Here is a 16148-nt window from a genome sequence, read left to right as displayed (position 1 = left end):
CTTCGCACAGCGAAGGGGTCGCAGACTGGGGGGCGCCTTTCTTTTGGGTACTTTTCTTTGGCGAAGCAAAGAAAAGTACCTCGCCCGCCGGGGCGACTCCCGGCCTCCGCCCTGAACCCAGGCACCCGGCCACATCAGCCCAAAGACCTAGAACCAAGGAAGCGCTCACCAAAAGACTATCAAAACAATAGCTACCAGCGCATATCTCACTAGCGCATCCAGCCAATATCAACTCAAAACCATCAATCCCCCACCTCCAACCGCCTCCCGTACTGCACCAGACTCGTCTGCTTCAACGCCTTCATCATCACCTTCGCCGCTGGCGACAGCAGCCGGTCCGACCGCGTGATGATTCCGAACGCATCCATATGGCACGGCATCGCCAGCGGCAACACCGTCACGATCCCATGCGCCGCGTAATAGCGCGCCACATCCTCCGCCACCACCGCAATCATGTCGCTCTGCTGCAGCATGCGCGTGATGAACAGCAGCGCCGATGTCTCCACCGTGTGCAGCGGCGGCGCCAGCCCGTCCTGCTGGAACATCAGGTCAAACCGGTGCCGCAGCACGCTGCCCGCCGGCGGCACGATCCAGCTGGCCGACACCACATCGCGCAGCGTCAGCCCGGTCATGCTCGACAGCGGGTGGCCCGGGCGCGTCATGGCGCAGACCAGCTCCTCCGTCAGCGACTCATAGCGCAGGTTCTCCTTGTCGTGCTCCTCGTAGAGGCGGCCCACCACGATGTCGAGCTTGCCCTGCTCCAGCCGCTCCAGCAGCACGGGGCTGGTTTCGATGTCCAGCGAAATGCGCAGGCTGGGGTGCTCCTGCTTGACCTGTGCCACGGCGGCGGGCAACAGGCTCAGGCCCGGTGAGGTGATGGCGCCAATGCCTACCTGGCCGTAGTGCCCACGCTTGAGCGCGCCGATCTCATCGTGCGCCTGGTTCAGGTTGGCCAGGGCCATGCGGGCGTGGCGGATCATGGTTTCGCCGTACCAGGTGGGGCGCATGCCGCGTGGCAGGCGGTCAAACAGCGACACCTCCAGCACATCCTCCAGGTCCTTGAGCAGCTTGGAGGCGGCCGGCTGGGTCATGCTGAGCACCTGGGCGGCGCGGTGGATGTTGCCCTCTTCGGCCAGGGCCACCAGCAGCAGCAGCTGGCGCGTCTTGAGGCGGGCGCGGATGAACCAGTGGTTGTAGGTGCTCATGAATGGGAGGACGGGAAAAGGGAGGGGTTTTCCAGAATGCAAAGAACGATATGTATTTTGTCTAAAAAACGATTGGATTGATATCTAAACCTTCCATAGACTTCGCCGCAACTGCAACAAAGGCCTCTCTCCATGAAGCTCGGCGACCTCCAGCTCAGCCCCCGGCACCTGATCAACGGCCGGTGGGAAATCGGCACCACCACCGGCATCAGCACCAACCCGTCGGACACCCGCGAGGTGGTGGCCGAATACGCCCGCGCCGACCGCAACCAGACCGAGCTGGCCGCGCGCGCTGCGGCCGACGCCCTGCCCACCTGGAGCCAAAGCACCCCCCAACGCCGCGCCGACGTGCTGGACATGATCGGCAGCGAGCTGCTGGCACGCAAGGACGAGCTGGGCGCACTGCTGGCCCGTGAAGAAGGCAAGACGCTGCCCGAAGGCATCGCCGAAGTGGCGCGCAGCGGGCAGATCTTCAAGTTTTTTGCGGGCGAGGCGCTGCGCATCCAGGGTGAGCTGCTGGCCTCCGTGCGCCAGGGCGTGCAGGTGGACGTGACCCGCGAGCCCGTGGGCGTGGTGGGCATCATCGCGCCGTGGAACTTCCCGTTCGCCATCCCGGCCTGGAAGATCGCCCCGGCCCTCGCCTACGGCAACACCGTGGTGTTCAAGCCCGCCGAGCTGGTGCCCGCCTGTGGCTGGGCGCTGGCCGAGATCATCAGCCGCAGCGGCCTGCCCGCCGGTGCCTTCAACCTGGTCATGGGCAGCGGCCGCGAGGTGGGCCAGACGCTGGTGGACCACCCGCTGGTCAATGCGCTGAGCTTTACCGGATCGGTCGCCACAGGCGACCGCATCCTGCGCGCCGCCAGCCAGCGCCGCGCCAAGGTGCAGCTGGAGATGGGTGGCAAGAACCCGCTCATCGTGCTGGCCGACGCCGACCTGGACCAGGCGGTGGACTGCGCGCTGCAGGGCTCGTATTTCTCCACCGGCCAGCGCTGCACCGCATCGAGCCGTCTCATCGTGGAGGCCGAGGTGCACGACGCCTTTGTGGCGCGCCTGCGCAACCGGCTGGCCAGCCTGAGGGTGGGCCACGCGCTGGAGCGCGGCACCGAGATGGGCCCGGTGGTGGATGACAACCAGCTGGCACAAAACCTGGACTACATCGACATTGCGAAGAGCGAGGGAGCGGAGCATGTCTGGGGTGGCGAGCGCCTGGAGCGCCCCACCCCAGGCCATTACATGAGCCCCGCCCTCTTCCTGGCCCGCCCCGAGCACCGCGTGGCGCGCGAGGAAATCTTTGGCCCCGTGGCCTGCGTGCTGCGGGCTGACGACTACGAGCACGCACTGGCCTTGGCCAACGACACGCCCTTCGGCCTGTGTGCGGGCATCTGCACCACGTCGCTCAAGCGCGCCATGCACTTCAAGCGCCACGCCGCCGTGGGCATGACCATGGTGAACCTGCCCACGGCGGGTGTGGACTTCCATGTGCCTTTTGGTGGCCGCAAGGAGTCGAGCTACGGCGCCCGCGAGCAGGGGCGCTACGCGGCCGAGTTCTACACCACCGTCAAGACGGGCTACATGCTGGCCTGAGCCCTGCCCTTTTCGAGCGTTCCTTCTTTCCATCCCGCAACCATCGTCAACCAACCATTACAGACAGGAGACAAGATGATGAAAATGAACCGCCGCACCGTTGCTGCCGCCTTGGCCAGCGTGCCCGTGGCCGCCTTGCTGCCCGGCACTGCCTGGGCACAAAAGCCCCTCGTGCTGGGCTTCAGCCAGGTGGGGGCCGAGAGCGAATGGCGCACCGCCAACACCGAGTCCATCAAGTCGGCCGCCAAGGAGGCGGGCATCGAGCTGAAGTTCTCGGACGCGCAGCAAAAGCAGGAGAACCAGATCAAGGCCATCCGCTCGTTCATCGCGCAGAGGGTGGACGTGATTGCGTTCTCGCCCGTGGTGGAGTCTGGCTGGGAGCCCGTGCTGCGCGAGGCCAAGGCCGCCAAGATCCCCGTGGTGCTGACCGACCGCGCGGTGAACACCAAGGACACGTCGCTGTACGTGACCTTCATGGGCTCGGACTTTGTGGAAGAAGGCCGCAAGGCCGGCCGCTGGCTGGTGGAGAAGATGAAGGACCAGAAGGGCGAGGTCAACATCGTCGAGCTGCAAGGCACCGTGGGCTCGGCCCCTGCCATCGACCGCAAGAAGGGCTTTGAAGAAGTCATCAAGGCCGACCCCAAGTTCAAGATCATCCGCAGCCAGACCGGCGACTTCACCCGCGCCAAGGGCAAGGAAGTGATGGAAGCCTTTCTGAAGGCCGAGGGCAAGAAGATCAATGTGCTGTACGCGCACAACGACGACATGGCGATCGGCGCCATCCAGGCCATCGAAGAGGCCGGCATGAAGCCCGCCAAGGACATCACCATCATCTCTATCGACGCGGTGAAGGGCGCTTTCGAAGCCATGATCGCCGGCAAGCTCAATGTGAGCGTGGAGTGCAGCCCCCTGCTGGGCCCGCAGCTGATGAGCGCCGTCAAGGACATCAAGGCTGGCAAGTCCGTGCCCAAGCGCATCGTGACGGAAGAAGGCATCTTCCCAATGGAAGTGGCGGCGAAGGAAATGCCGAACAGAAAGTATTAACCCCCTGAGGCGCTGCGCGCCCTCCCCCTTTCTCTCGCATCGCTGCGCGATGCGGGAAGGGGGACGCCACCGGCCCGGCGGGGCGGCCCTTGGGCGGTGGCTCTGGCACTGGGCCGCGACAGTTTCGTAAGGCCGTGACGCATCCAAGCGGCAATCAAATCAAAACAACATCAGGAGACAGACTCAAATGAAGCGTGCAATTTTCAAGGCCGTGCTGGCCACCGTGGCACTGGCTGCCATTGGCGCCACGTCCGTGGCATCGGCCCAGGACAAGGGCACCATCGGCATCTCGATGCCCACCAAGTCCTCGGCGCGCTGGATTGCCGATGGCGACAACATGGTCAAGGTGCTCAAGGACCGGGGCTACAAGACCGACCTGCAGTACGCCGAAGACGACATCCCCAACCAGCTCGCGCAGATCGAGAACATGATCACCAAGGGTGCCAAGGTGCTGGTGATCGCGTCGATTGACGGCACCACGCTGTCCAAGGCGCTGCAAAACGCGGCCGACAAGGGCGTGAAGGTCATTGCGTACGACCGTCTCATCAAGGGCTCGAAGAACGTGGACTACTACGCCACGTTCGACAACTTCCAGGTGGGTGTGCTGCAGGCCACCTCCATCGTGGACAAGCTGGGCCTCAAGCAAGGCAAGGGCCCGTTCAACATTGAACTGTTCGGCGGCTCGCCGGACGACAACAACGCCTTCTTCTTCTACGACGGCGCCATGAGCGTGCTGCAGCCCTACATCGACAGCGGCAAGCTGGTGGTGCGCAGCAAGCAGACCGGCATGAACAAGGTGGGCACGCTGCGCTGGGATGGCTCGGTGGCCCAGGCGCGCATGGACAACCTGCTGTCGGCCTACTACGGCAAGGACAAGGTGCATGCGGTGCTGTCGCCCTATGACGGCATCTCCATCGGCATCCTGTCCTCCCTCAAGGGCGTGGGCTACTGCACCGCCCAGCAGCCCTGCCCTGTGGTCAGCGGCCAGGACGCTGAGGTGCCTTCCATCAAGTCCATCCTCAAGGGTGAGCAGTCTTCCACCGTGTTCAAGGACACCCGCGAGCTGGCCAAGGTGGCCGCCAACATGGTGGACGCCGTACTGACAGGCAAGCAGCCCGAGATCAACGACACCAAGACCTACAACAACGGCGTGAAGGTGGTGCCCTCGTACCTGCTCAAGCCCGTGTCGGTGGACGTATCCAACTGGAACACGGTGCTGGTGGGCAGTGGCTACTACAAGGAGTCCCAAATCAAGTGAGCGCGAGCGGCTTCTGCATGTAGAGCCGCCGCCTGCGAATGCTGCTGAGGCAGCGCAGGCGGCGTGCAACCGGGATGGGGCCCAAGGCCCCGCCAACAGACTGAGAGACCATGCTTCTTGAAATGCGGAACATCCGCAAAACCTTCCCTGGCGTGGTGGCGCTGAACCAGGTCAACCTGCAGGTGCAGGCCGGGGAGATCCATGCCATCGTCGGCGAAAACGGGGCGGGCAAATCCACGCTGATGAAGGTGCTGTCGGGTGTGTACTCGCACGGCAGCTACAGCGGCCAGATCCTGTTCGACGGGCAGGAGCGCGAGTTTGCGGGCATCCGCGACAGCGAGCACCTGGGCATCATCATCATTCACCAGGAGCTGGCGCTAGTGCCACTGCTGTCGATTGCCGAGAACATCTTCCTTGGCAACGAAACCGCGCGGCACGGCGTCATCGACTGGATGGCTGCGCACAGCCGGGCCCAGGCGCTGCTACACAAGGTGGGCCTGCGCGAGTCGCCCGACACACCGGTGGGCCAGCTGGGTGTGGGCAAGCAGCAGCTGGTGGAGATTGCCAAGGCGCTGTCGCGCAAGGTGCGCCTGCTGATCCTGGACGAGCCCACCGCCAGCCTCAACGAAAATGACAGCCAGGCCCTGCTGGACCTGCTGCTGGAGCTGAAAGCCCAGGGCATTACCTGCATCCTGATCTCGCACAAGCTCAACGAAATCTCACGCGTGGCCGATGCCATCACCGTGCTGCGCGACGGCAGCACCGTGCAGATGCTGGATTGCCGAGAGGGCCCGGTGAGCGAAGACCGCGTGATCCAGGCCATGGTGGGCCGCGAGATGAGCGACCGCTACCCCCAGCGCCAGCCACAAGTGGGCGACATTGTTTTTGAGGTGCGCAACTGGCGCGCCCACCACCCGCAGCGCAGCGACCGCGAGCACCTCAAAGGCATCGACCTGAATGTGCGGCGCGGCGAGATTGTGGGCATTGCGGGCCTGATGGGCGCAGGCCGCACCGAGCTGGCCATGAGCATCTTCGGCCGCTCGTGGGGCCAGCGCATCAGCGGCGAAGTGCGGCTGCACGGCCAGCCCATCGACGTGAGCACGGTGGAAAAGGCCGTGCGCCACGGCCTGGCCTATGTGACCGAAGACCGCAAGGGCAATGGCCTGGTGCTGAACGAAGACATCCAGTTCAACACCTCGCTGGCCAACCTGCCGGGCGTGTCGTTCGCCAGCGTGATCGACAGCGGTCAGGAACACCGCGTGGCACAGGACTACCGCGAGAAGCTGCGCATCCGCTGCTCGGGCGTGGACCAGAAGACGCTGAACCTCTCGGGCGGCAACCAGCAAAAAGTGGTGCTGAGCAAATGGCTGTTCACCAGCCCCGAAGTGCTCATCCTCGACGAGCCCACGCGCGGCATCGACGTGGGCGCCAAGTACGAGATCTACACCCTCATCGCCCAGCTGGCGGCGGAGGGCAAATGCGTGATCGTGATCTCCTCCGAAATGCCCGAGCTGCTGGGCATCACGGACCGCATCTATGTGATGAACGAAGGCCGCTTTGTGGCCGAGATGCCCACGGCCGAAGCATCCCAAGAACGAATCATGCGAGCGATTGTGAAAGCCAGTTGATATGAGCCAGACCACCCATCCCCCCGCCAGCACGCTGGCAGACGGCAACCCGACAGCAGCGGCGCGGCACGACAAATCGCTGTTGCAGCACCTGCAGCACAACCTGCGCGAATACGGCATGTTGATCACGCTGGTGGCCATCATGGGCTTCTTCCAGTACATGACCGAGGGCACGCTGATGCAGCCCTTGAACCTGACCAACCTGGTGCTGCAGAACAGCTACATCGTCATCATGGCGCTGGGCATGTTGCTGGTCATCGTGGCCGGGCACATCGACCTGTCGGTGGGCTCGGTGTGTGGTTTCATCGGCGCGCTGGCGGCGGTGCTGATGGTCGAATACAACTGGCACTTTGTGCCCGCCACGCTGGTGTGCCTGCTCTGCGGCGGGCTCATTGGTGCGGTGCAGGGCAGCTTTGTGGCGTTCTCGCGCATTCCGTCGTTCATCGTCACGCTGGCAGGCATGCTGGTGTTCAAGGGCCTGGCGCTGGCGCTTCTGGCGGGTCAGTCGGTGGGGCCGTTCCCCTCGGCGTTCCAGATGCTCAGCTCGGGCTTTATCCCCGACCTGTTCAGCGTGGAGGGGCTGCGCCTGACCTCGCTGCTGCTGGGCGCTGCCGTGGCTGCGGCCCTGGCCGTGGGTGGACTGCGCCAGCGCGCCAACCGCCTGCGCCATGGCGTGCAGACGGAGCCTGCGGGTCTGTTCATCGCCCGCACCGTGGTGTTTGGTGGGCTGCTGGTGTACTTCAGCTACCTGCTCGCCTCGTACAAGGGCTTGCCTAATGTGCTCATCGTGATGGCGCTGCTGATCGTGCTGTTCGACTTTGTCACCAGCCGCACCACCATCGGCCGCCGCATCTATGCCATGGGCGGCAATGAGAAGGCGGCCAAACTCTCGGGCATCAAGACCGAGCGGCTCACGCTGTATGCGTTCATCAACATGGGCGTGTTGGCAGCCCTGGCCGGGCTGGTGTTTGCGGCGCGGCTCAACACCGCCACACCCAAGGCGGGCCTGGGTTTTGAGCTGGACGTGATTGCTGCCTGCTTCATCGGCGGCGCATCGGCATCGGGCGGCGTGGGCAAGGTGATGGGCGCGGTCATAGGCGCCTTCGTGATGGGCGTGATGAACAACGGCATGTCCATCCTGGGCATCGGCATTGACTACCAGCAGGTCATCAAGGGCGTCGTGCTGCTGGCCGCCGTGCTCGTGGATGTCTACAACAAGAACAAAGCGTGATGACCCCCATGGACGCGTCCACCGCTCACGCCCCAGCCGCTGCGCCGGTGCTGCAGCTTTCGGGAATCCACAAGCAGTTCGCGGGCATCCCCGTGCTGCGCGATGTGCAGCTCAATCTGTACCCCGGCGAGATCCATGCGCTGATGGGGCAAAACGGTGCGGGCAAGTCCACACTGATCAAGGTGCTGACGGGCGTGCTGGAGGCCAGCGGCGGGCAGATGCGGCTGGGAGGGGAAGCCGTGTGGCCCGACTCGCCGCTGGCGGCCCAGCGCCTGGGCATCAGCACCGTGTACCAGGAAGTCAACCTTTGCCCCAACCTCTCGGTGGCCGAGAACATCTTTGCGGGCCGCTACCCGCGCTGCGGCATTGCACAGGGTTTTCGTATCGACTGGGCCACGCTGCACCAGCGCGCCCGCGAGCTGGTGGCGCGCATCGGCCTGCAGATCGACGTGACGCGCCTGCTGTCGGACTACCCCGTGGCCGTGCAGCAGCTGGTGGCGATTGCGCGCGCACTCAGCATCGAATCGCGCGTGCTGATCCTGGACGAGCCCACCTCCAGCCTGGACGACGACGAAGTGCAAAAGCTCTTTGAGGTGCTGCGGCGGCTGCGCAGCGAGGGCTTGGCCATCGTCTTTGTGACGCATTTCCTGAACCAGGTGTATGCCGTTTCCGACCGCATCACCGTATTGCGCAACGGCAGCTGGGTGGGCGAGTGGCGCGCGCAGGACCTGGGCCCACAGGCACTGATCGCGGCCATGCTGGGGCGCGACCTGGCCGCAGCGTCGGAGCAACCCGCACCAGCGCCCGCCGTGGACAGCCGCCAGGCCACGCTGCTGCAAGCCGAGGGCCTGGGGCAGGACACGCAACTGCAGCCGCTGGACCTGCAGATCCGCGCAGGCGAGGTGGTGGGCTTGGCCGGGCTGCTGGGCTCAGGCCGCACCGAGCTGGCGCGCCTGCTGTTTGGCCTGGAGCAGCCTGACCGGGGCGCGCTGCGCATCGACGGGCAGGTGGTGAAGTTTGCCAACCCCATGGACGCGATCCGCCATGGCCTGGCCCTGTGCCCCGAAGAGCGCAAGACCGATGGCATCGTGGCCGAGCTGTCGGTGCGCGAGAACATTGCGCTGGCGCTGCAGGCCCGCATGGGCGTGGGCAAATTCCTCTCGCGCGCCGAGCAGACGGCACTGGCCGAAAGCTATGTGAAGCTGCTGGGCATCAAGACCGAGACCGTGGACAAGCCCATCGGCCTGCTCTCGGGCGGCAACCAGCAAAAGGCGATCCTCGCGCGCTGGATGGCCATCGAGCCGCGCCTGCTGATACTGGACGAACCCACGCGCGGCATCGACGTGGCCGCCAAGCAGGAAATCATGGACCAGATCCTGCGCCTGGCCCAGGGCGGCATGGCCGTTCTGTTCATCTCTTCCGAAATGAGCGAGGTGGTGCGCGTGGCGCACCGCATCGTGGTGCTCCGCGACCGCCACAAGGTGGGTGAGCTGCCTGCGGGCAGCAGCGAAGACGCCGTCTACGAACTCATCGCCGCAGAACATGCTTGAACGTCCCCCCTCTCCTTCCCTTTTTGCCGCGCTGATGCGACACCGCTTGGCGTGGCCCGCCGTCACGTTGCTGCTCCTGCTGGCCATCAATACGGCTTTCAACGCCAGTTTTCTACACATCGAATGGCGCGATGGGCACCTGTACGGCAGCCTCATCGACATACTGAACCGCGCCGCACCGCTGGTGCTGGTTTCGCTGGGCATGACGCTGGTGATTGCCACACGCGGCATCGATATTTCGGTGGGCGCGACGGTGGCCATTGCAGCGGCCGTGGCAGCGTGGCTGATCGGCGGCTCGGTGTCGGGCACCGAGAGCCGGTTTCCACTGCCCGTCGCCATCCTGGGCGCCATCGGCGTGGCGCTGCTGTGCGGGCTGTGGAATGGCGTGCTGGTCGCCAAGGTGGGCATGCAGCCCATCATTGCCACACTGATCCTCATGGTGGCGGGCCGGGGCATTGCCCAGCTCATCACCGACGGGCAGATCATCACCATCTACTACACGCCCTACTTCTTCATGGGCGGTGGGTACCTGGCAGGGCTGCCGTTCTCTGTGTTCGTAGTGGCCGCAGTCTTCGTGGTGCTGTACCTCGCCATCACGCGCACGGCGCTGGGCCTGTTCATCCAGGCAGTGGGCATCAACCCCACGGCGGCGCGGGTGGCGGGCGTGCAGGCGGGGCGGCTTATCGTGGCGGCCTATGTGTTCTGCGGCGTGTGCGCGGGCATTGCGGGGCTGCTGATCAGCTCCAACGTGAAAAGCGCGGATGGCAACAACGCTGGGCAGCTGCTGGAGCTGGACGCCATCCTGGCCGTCACGCTGGGTGGCACCGCCCTCACCGGAGGCCGCTTCAGCCTGGTGGGCAGCGTGATTGGTGCGCTCATCATCCAGACGCTGACCTACGCCATCTACTCGCTGGGCGTGCCGCCCGAGATCAACCTGGTGGTGAAGGCCGTGGTGGTGTTCATCGTGATGCTGCTGCAGTCGCCCGAGTTCCGGGCGCAAGTCGGCGCCCTGGCACGCCGCCCCGGCGCGGGAGCTCTCCAATGAGCGCCGTACCCAAAACCGCAGGCTTCGGCACCGTGAACCACCCTGCCCCACAGGCCACCGCCGCGCGCGCGCGGTTCAACCCCAAGTACCTGCCGCTGGCAGCCACCATCTCGCTGTTCGTGGCCATGGCCACGCTGGGTTCGGTGCTGTACACCGGGTTCTTCTCGGCCCAGGTGTTCCTCAACCTGCTGATCGACAACGCCTTCCTCATCATCGTGGCGGTGGGCATGACGTTCGTGATCCTGTCGGGCGGCATCGACCTCTCGGTGGGCTCGGTGGTGGCACTGACCACCATGGTGCTGGCCGCGCTGGTGGAACACCGGGGCTGGAACCCCATCGTCGCCATCCCGCTGGTGCTGCTGATGGGCACCGCATTTGGCGCGTTCATGGGTTTCCTCATCGAGCGCTTTCGGCTTCAGCCCTTCATCGTCACGCTGGCAGGCATGTTCCTGGCGCGGGGGCTGTGCTACCTGATCAGCATCGACTCCATCAGCATCACACACGAAGGCTATTCGGAGCTGGCCCAGTGGCGCCTGCCGCTGTGGGAAGGCGCATCCCTATCGCTGGGGGCGCTCATCGCCATCGCCGTGCTGCTGGTTGCCCTGTTTGTGGCGCACTGCACGCCGTTTGGCCGCAGCGTGTATGCGGTGGGCGGCAGCGAGCACTCGGCTGTGCTCATGGGCCTGCCGGTGCGCCGCACGCTCATTGGCGTCTACACGCTCTCGGGCTTTTGCTCAGCACTGGCGGGCGTGGTGTTCACGTTCTACATGCTGTCGGGCTACGGCCTGCATGCCGTGGGCATGGAACTGGACGCAATTGCCGCCGTGGTCATTGGCGGCACGCTGCTCACCGGTGGCGTGGGCTATGTGGCGGGCACGCTGTTTGGCGTGCTCATGCTCGGAATCATCCAGACCCTGATTTCCTTCGACGGCACGCTCAGCTCCTGGTGGACACGCATCGTCGTTGGTGTGCTGCTGTTCGCTTTCTGTCTGCTGCAGCGGCTGCTTTCGCGCCGCTCGGGCAAGGCCCGTTGAGTCTTCATTTTTCCTCTTTCTCTCGCACCCCACCATGACCACCCCCAAGCGCAAACTCCGCTCCGCCGAATGGTTCGGCACGGCCGACAAGAACGGCTTCATGTACCGCAGCTGGATGAAGAACCAGGGCATCCCCGACCACGCGTTCGACGGCCGCCCCGTGATCGGCATCTGCAACACCTGGTCCGAGCTGACCCCGTGCAACGCCCACTTTCGCAAGATCGCCGAGCATGTGAAGCGCGGCATCTACGAGGCGGGTGGCTTTCCGGTGGAGTTTCCGGTGTTCTCCAACGGCGAATCCAACCTGCGCCCCACGGCCATGCTCACGCGCAACCTGGCCAGCATGGACGTGGAAGAGGCCATTCGCGGCAACCCCATCGACGCGGTCGTGCTGCTGGTGGGCTGCGACAAGACCACGCCTGCCCTGCTGATGGGCGCGGCCAGCTGCGATGTGCCCGCCATCGTGGTCACGGGCGGGCCCATGCTCAACGGCAAGCTCGACGGCAAGGACATCGGCTCGGGCACGGCCGTGTGGCGCCTGCACGAGTCACTGAAGGCGGGCGAGATCAACGAACACCAGTTCTTTGCGGCCGAGGCAGGCATGTCACGCTCGGCGGGCACCTGCAACACCATGGGCACGGCCAGCACCATGGCCTGCATGGCCGAGTCGCTGGGCACTTCGCTGCCACACAACGCAGCCATCCCGGCCGTGGATTCGCGTCGCTATGTGCTGGCCCACATGTCGGGCAAGCGCATTGTGGAGATGGCACACGAAGGGCTCACGCTCTCCAAGATCCTCACGCGCGAAGCCTTCGAGAACGCTATCCGCACCAACGCGGCGATTGGCGGCTCGACCAACGCGGTCATCCACCTGAAGGCCATCGCGGGCCGCATCGGCGTGCAGCTGGACCTGGAGGACTGGACGCGCATTGGCCGTGGCACGCCCACGCTGGTGGACCTGCAGCCCTCGGGCCGCTTCCTGATGGAAGAGTTCTACTACGCGGGCGGCCTGCCCGCCGTGCTGCGCCGCCTGGGCGAGAACGGCCTGCTGCCCCACCCCAACGCACTCACCGTCAACGGCAAGAGCCTGTGGGACAACGTGCGCGAGGCGCCCCAATACAACGACGAGGTGATCCGCCCGATCAACAACCCGCTGATTGCCGACGGTGGCATCTGCATCCTGCGCGGCAACCTGGCGCCGCGTGGCGCGGTGCTCAAGCCCTCGGCCGCCTCGCCCGAACTGCTCAAGCACCGGGGCCGCGCCGTGGTGTTCGAGAACCTGGAGCACTACAAGGAACGCATCGTCGATGAGAACCTGGACATCGACGCCAGCTGCGTGATGGTGCTCAAGAACTGCGGCCCCAAGGGCTACCCCGGCATGGCCGAGGTTGGCAACATGGGCCTGCCGCCCAAGCTGCTGCGCCAGGGTGTCAAGGACATGGTGCGCATCTCCGACGCGCGCATGAGCGGCACCGCCTACGGCACCGTGGTGCTGCACGTGGCGCCCGAGGCGGCAGCCGGTGGCCCGCTGGCTGCTGTGCGCGATGGCGACTTCATTGAGCTGGACTGCGAGAACGGCCGCCTGCATCTGGACATCAGCGACCAGGAACTGGCCGCACGCCTGGCCGCATTGGCTGGCGCGGACAACGGCGGACGCGGCGGCTACCAACGTCTGTATGTGGACCACGTACTGCAGGCGGACGATGGTTGCGACTTTGACTTCTTGGTCGGCTGCCGGGGGGCCGCTGTGCCCCGCCACTCGCATTGATGCGCACTCTGAGACGCTCGCCGCAGTCAAACGCTACAAATTCCATAGCCACCAGCGCTTATTCAACTAGCGCTAGAGGCATATTCAACTCAAATTCTTGCCCATACCCGCCATGCCTGCCCCCCATTCCCTCCAGAACCCTCGCTACCGAGGCATCTTCCCCGTGGTGCCCACCACCTTCCACGAAGACGGCACGCTCGACCTCGACAGCCAGAAGCGCTGCCTCGACTTCATGATCGATGCGGGTGTGGATGGCGTTTGCATCCTAGCCAACTTCTCCGAGCAGTTCTCGCTATCGGACGCCGAGCGCGAAGTCCTCACCCGCACATCGCTGGAGCATGTGGCAGGCCGTGTGCCCGTCATCGTCACCACCACCCACTACGGCACCCGCGTGTGCGCCGAACGCAGCCGCGCCGCGCAGGACATGGGCGCCGCCATGGTGATGGTCATGCCGCCCTACCACGGTGCCACCTTCCGCGTGCCCGAGGCGCAGATCTACGAGTTCTATGCCCGCGTGTCGGATGCGATCCGCATCCCGATCATGGTGCAGGACGCGCCCGCCAGCGGCACCGTGCTGTCGGCCCCGTTCCTCGCCCGCATGGCGCAGGAGATCGAGCACCTGGCCTACTTCAAGATCGAAGTGCCCGGCGCCGCCAGCAAGCTGCGCGAGCTGATCCGCCTGGGCGGCGCCGCCATCGAAGGCCCGTGGGACGGCGAAGAGGCCATCACGCTGCTGGCCGACCTGGATGCCGGCGCCACCGGCGCGATGACGGGCGGCGCGTTCCCGGACGGCATTCGCCCCATCATCGAGGCGCACCGCCAGGGCGACATGGACCAGGCGTTTTCGCTCTACCAGCGCTGGTTGCCCCTCATCAACCACGAAAACCGCCAGGGCGGCATCCTCACGGCCAAGGCGCTGATGAAGGAAGGCGGCGTGATCACCTGTGAGGCAGGCCGCCACCCCTTTCCCGCCATGCACCCTGAAGTGAGGCGCGGCCTGATCGATATCGCGCGGCGGCTGGACCCGCTGGTGCTGCGCTGGGCACGTTAATCAGGACACCCATGGCGCCTGCACGTTATCTGGTGCCCGCCGAGGCGGGCCTGATTGCCCTGGACTGGGGCACCAGCGCATTGCGCGTATTCCGCATGGGCGCGCATGGCGAGGTTCTGGAAACGCGGCACCGCCCCTGGGGCATCATGAACCTGCCCCCCTCCACCGCGAGCGTGGCAGACGGCGGGCTCGGCGCCGCGTTTGAACGCGCACTGCAAGACACCTGCGGCGACTGGCTGGCCGCCGCACCCGGCCTGCCCCTGCTGGCCTGCGGCATGGTGGGCAGCGCCCAGGGCTGGCGCGAGGCCAAATACCTGCCGACGCCCACCTCGCTCGATGCATTGGCGCGGGGCCTGACGCTGGTGGAGCGGCGCGACGGCCCGCCGCTGCACATCGTGCCGGGCCTGTTGCAGCAGGGCGCGCTGCCCAACGTGATGCGCGGCGAAGAAACCCAGGTGCTGGGCGTGCTGGCAGGCCTTGCACTGCCTGCGGATGCGCCCGTGCTCATCGGCCTGCCCGGCACCCACAGCAAATGGGTGCTGGCACGCCAGGGGCGCATCGAGCAGTTCCACACCTTCATGACCGGCGAGGTATTTGCCGCACTGCGCGGACACACCATTCTGGGCAAGACCATGCAGGCTGCGGCGGCACCCGACGACGATGCCTTTGCGCGCGGGCTGGAGGTGGCGCGAGGCAGCGATGCCGCGCTGGGACTGCTCTCGCACATCTTCAGCACCCGCACGCTGGGGCTGACCGGCGCGCTGGCGCCTACCGCGCAAGCGGACTACCTCTCGGGCCTGCTGATCGGGCACGAGGTGGCGAGCCTGAGCCGCGCACAGGGTCAAACCCCAACAACACCACCAACGCTGGTGCTGTGCGGCGAGCCCGACCTGTGCCGCCGCTACGCCGTCGCGCTGCAGACCCATGGCTTTGCCACACCCACCATCGCCACGCAGGCCACGGCCACCGGGCTGTGGCAGATCGCGCTGGCGGCAGGGCTGGTCGTTGCGCCCGCACCCTCCTCCTCACACCCCTTCACCGCCGGGAGTCTGGCTGCATGAACCCCATCGACAAAACCCTGTTCCACATCCTGCAGCGCTGCGGACTCATCGCCATCCTGCGCGGCGTGCAGCCGCACGAGGTGGTGGCCATCGGCCATGCGTTGTACGACGCAGGGTTTCGCATCATCGAAGTGCCGCTCAACTCCCCCGAGCCGCTGGCCAGCATCCGCGCGCTGCGCGATGCGCTGCCCGCCGACTGCCTCGTGGGTGCAGGCACGGTGCTCTCCATCGATGCCGTGGCCGATGTGGCCGCAGCCGGTGGGCAGATCATCGTCATGCCTCACAGCGACCCCGATGTGATCCGCGCTGCCCGCGCCGCTGGCATGGCCTGCGCGCCCGGCGTGGCCACGCTGACCGAAGCCTACGCCGCGCTGGCAGCGGGCGCCAACATGCTCAAGCTGTTCCCGGCCGAGGCGCTGCCGCCCCATGTGCTCAAGGCCTGGCGCGCCGTCATCACGCCGCCCATGGCGCTGGTGCCCGTGGGCGGCATCGTGCCCGAGAGCATCGCGCCGTATGCCGCCGCTGGCGCAAGCGGCTTTGGTTTGGGCTCGGCCCTGTACCGGCCCGGTGACCAGGCCCCTGAGGTGGCGCACAAGGCTGCAGCGTTTGCGCGGGCCTGGCAGGCATCGTTTGGCTCCTCGCCCGCGACCGCCTGACCTGCCCCATTCCCTCAAGACAACCCCGTACTT

At 65.8% G+C, this 16148-nt stretch carries 13 protein-coding genes; 12 read left to right on the top strand and 1 reads right to left on the bottom strand.

Annotation, left to right across the window (positions count from 1 at the left end; all coding sequences use genetic code 11):
* Nucleotides 1-242: 242 nt before the first annotated feature.
* Nucleotides 243-1205: a LysR substrate-binding domain-containing protein gene (locus ASD75_RS07250; RefSeq protein ID WP_056067548.1), complete on the bottom strand. Its 963-nt coding sequence runs from the start codon at nt 1203-1205 to the stop codon at nt 243-245.
* A 132-nt stretch (nt 1206-1337) separates the two neighbouring features.
* Between ASD75_RS07250 and ASD75_RS07245 the strand changes: the two genes are divergently transcribed.
* The 12 genes from ASD75_RS07245 to ASD75_RS07190 all read left to right on the top strand — a co-directional run bounded on the left by ASD75_RS07245 (nt 1338) and on the right by ASD75_RS07190 (nt 16115).
* Nucleotides 1338-2789, top strand: coding sequence for an aldehyde dehydrogenase family protein (locus ASD75_RS07245; RefSeq protein ID WP_056744339.1), 1452 nt, complete (start codon nt 1338-1340; stop codon nt 2787-2789).
* 78 nt (nt 2790-2867) lie between these two features.
* Complete coding sequence (locus tag ASD75_RS07240; protein ID WP_056745104.1) at nt 2868-3833, top strand: ABC transporter substrate-binding protein; 966 nt, start codon at nt 2868-2870, stop codon at nt 3831-3833.
* A 187-nt stretch (nt 3834-4020) separates the two neighbouring features.
* The gene (chvE, locus tag ASD75_RS07235; protein WP_056067543.1) at nt 4021-5091 is read left to right on the top strand and encodes a multiple monosaccharide ABC transporter substrate-binding protein; all 1071 of its coding nucleotides are present in this window, start codon (nt 4021-4023) and stop codon (nt 5089-5091) included.
* Nucleotides 5092-5201: 110 nt separating this feature from the next.
* Entirely contained in the window at nt 5202-6719 is a 1518-nt protein-coding gene (gene mmsA, locus ASD75_RS07230; RefSeq protein ID WP_056744338.1) for a multiple monosaccharide ABC transporter ATP-binding protein, read from the top strand.
* Between the two features lies 1 nt (nt 6720).
* Entirely contained in the window at nt 6721-7950 is a 1230-nt protein-coding gene (gene mmsB / locus ASD75_RS07225; RefSeq protein WP_056744336.1) for a multiple monosaccharide ABC transporter permease, read from the top strand.
* A complete protein-coding gene (locus ASD75_RS07220; protein WP_200947569.1) occupies nt 7950-9500 on the top strand; it encodes a sugar ABC transporter ATP-binding protein in 1551 nt (516 codons plus the stop codon). Before mmsB ends, ASD75_RS07220 begins: the two co-directional genes overlap by 1 nt.
* The gene (locus tag ASD75_RS07215) at nt 9493-10545 is read left to right on the top strand and encodes an ABC transporter permease (protein WP_056744334.1); all 1053 of its coding nucleotides are present in this window, start codon (nt 9493-9495) and stop codon (nt 10543-10545) included. Before ASD75_RS07220 ends, ASD75_RS07215 begins: the two co-directional genes overlap by 8 nt.
* Complete coding sequence (gene yjfF / locus ASD75_RS07210; RefSeq protein WP_056744332.1) at nt 10542-11579, top strand: galactofuranose ABC transporter, permease protein YjfF; 1038 nt, start codon at nt 10542-10544, stop codon at nt 11577-11579. Before ASD75_RS07215 ends, yjfF begins: the two co-directional genes overlap by 4 nt.
* A 34-nt stretch (nt 11580-11613) precedes the next feature.
* Nucleotides 11614-13347, top strand: a complete 1734-nt coding sequence (locus ASD75_RS07205; protein ID WP_056744330.1) for an IlvD/Edd family dehydratase — start codon at nt 11614-11616, stop codon at nt 13345-13347.
* Nucleotides 13348-13459: 112 nt separating this feature from the next.
* Complete coding sequence (locus ASD75_RS07200) at nt 13460-14398, top strand: dihydrodipicolinate synthase family protein (RefSeq protein WP_056744327.1); 939 nt, start codon at nt 13460-13462, stop codon at nt 14396-14398.
* An 11-nt stretch (nt 14399-14409) separates the two neighbouring features.
* Nucleotides 14410-15459: a 2-dehydro-3-deoxygalactonokinase gene (locus ASD75_RS07195; RefSeq protein ID WP_056744325.1), complete on the top strand. Its 1050-nt coding sequence runs from the start codon at nt 14410-14412 to the stop codon at nt 15457-15459.
* A complete protein-coding gene (locus ASD75_RS07190; protein ID WP_056744323.1) occupies nt 15456-16115 on the top strand; it encodes a 2-dehydro-3-deoxy-6-phosphogalactonate aldolase in 660 nt (219 codons plus the stop codon). Before ASD75_RS07195 ends, ASD75_RS07190 begins: the two co-directional genes overlap by 4 nt.
* Nucleotides 16116-16148: the final 33 nt, after the last annotated feature.

This window comes from Acidovorax sp. Root568 (assembly GCF_001427445.1).
In the GTDB taxonomy this organism is placed as follows: domain Bacteria; phylum Pseudomonadota; class Gammaproteobacteria; order Burkholderiales; family Burkholderiaceae_C; genus Acidovorax; species Acidovorax delafieldii.
Note: the sequence above shows the minus strand (reverse complement) of the source record. Positions and strands in the feature narration are given on the sequence as shown.

Excerpts from the sequence above, each read along its gene's own strand:
- mmsB (WP_056744336.1), top strand. The coding sequence starts at position 6,721 with ATGAGCCAGACCACCCATCCCCCCGCCAGCACGCTGGCAGACGGCAAC.
- ASD75_RS07195 (WP_056744325.1), top strand. The coding sequence starts at position 14,410 with ATGGCGCCTGCACGTTATCTGGTGCCCGCCGAGGCGGGCCTGATTGCC.
- ASD75_RS07205 (WP_056744330.1), top strand. The coding sequence starts at position 11,614 with ATGACCACCCCCAAGCGCAAACTCCGCTCCGCCGAATGGTTCGGCACG.
- ASD75_RS07200 (WP_056744327.1), top strand. The coding sequence starts at position 13,460 with ATGCCTGCCCCCCATTCCCTCCAGAACCCTCGCTACCGAGGCATCTTC.
- ASD75_RS07240 (WP_056745104.1), top strand. The coding sequence starts at position 2,868 with ATGAAAATGAACCGCCGCACCGTTGCTGCCGCCTTGGCCAGCGTGCCC.
- ASD75_RS07245 (WP_056744339.1), top strand. The coding sequence starts at position 1,338 with ATGAAGCTCGGCGACCTCCAGCTCAGCCCCCGGCACCTGATCAACGGC.
- chvE (WP_056067543.1), top strand. The coding sequence starts at position 4,021 with ATGAAGCGTGCAATTTTCAAGGCCGTGCTGGCCACCGTGGCACTGGCT.
- ASD75_RS07220 (WP_200947569.1), top strand. The coding sequence starts at position 7,950 with ATGACCCCCATGGACGCGTCCACCGCTCACGCCCCAGCCGCTGCGCCG.
- ASD75_RS07215 (WP_056744334.1), top strand. The coding sequence starts at position 9,493 with ATGCTTGAACGTCCCCCCTCTCCTTCCCTTTTTGCCGCGCTGATGCGA.
- ASD75_RS07250 (WP_056067548.1), bottom strand. The coding sequence starts at position 1,205 with ATGAGCACCTACAACCACTGGTTCATCCGCGCCCGCCTCAAGACGCGC.
- ASD75_RS07190 (WP_056744323.1), top strand. The coding sequence starts at position 15,456 with ATGAACCCCATCGACAAAACCCTGTTCCACATCCTGCAGCGCTGCGGA.
- yjfF (WP_056744332.1), top strand. The coding sequence starts at position 10,542 with ATGAGCGCCGTACCCAAAACCGCAGGCTTCGGCACCGTGAACCACCCT.
- mmsA (WP_056744338.1), top strand. The coding sequence starts at position 5,202 with ATGCTTCTTGAAATGCGGAACATCCGCAAAACCTTCCCTGGCGTGGTG.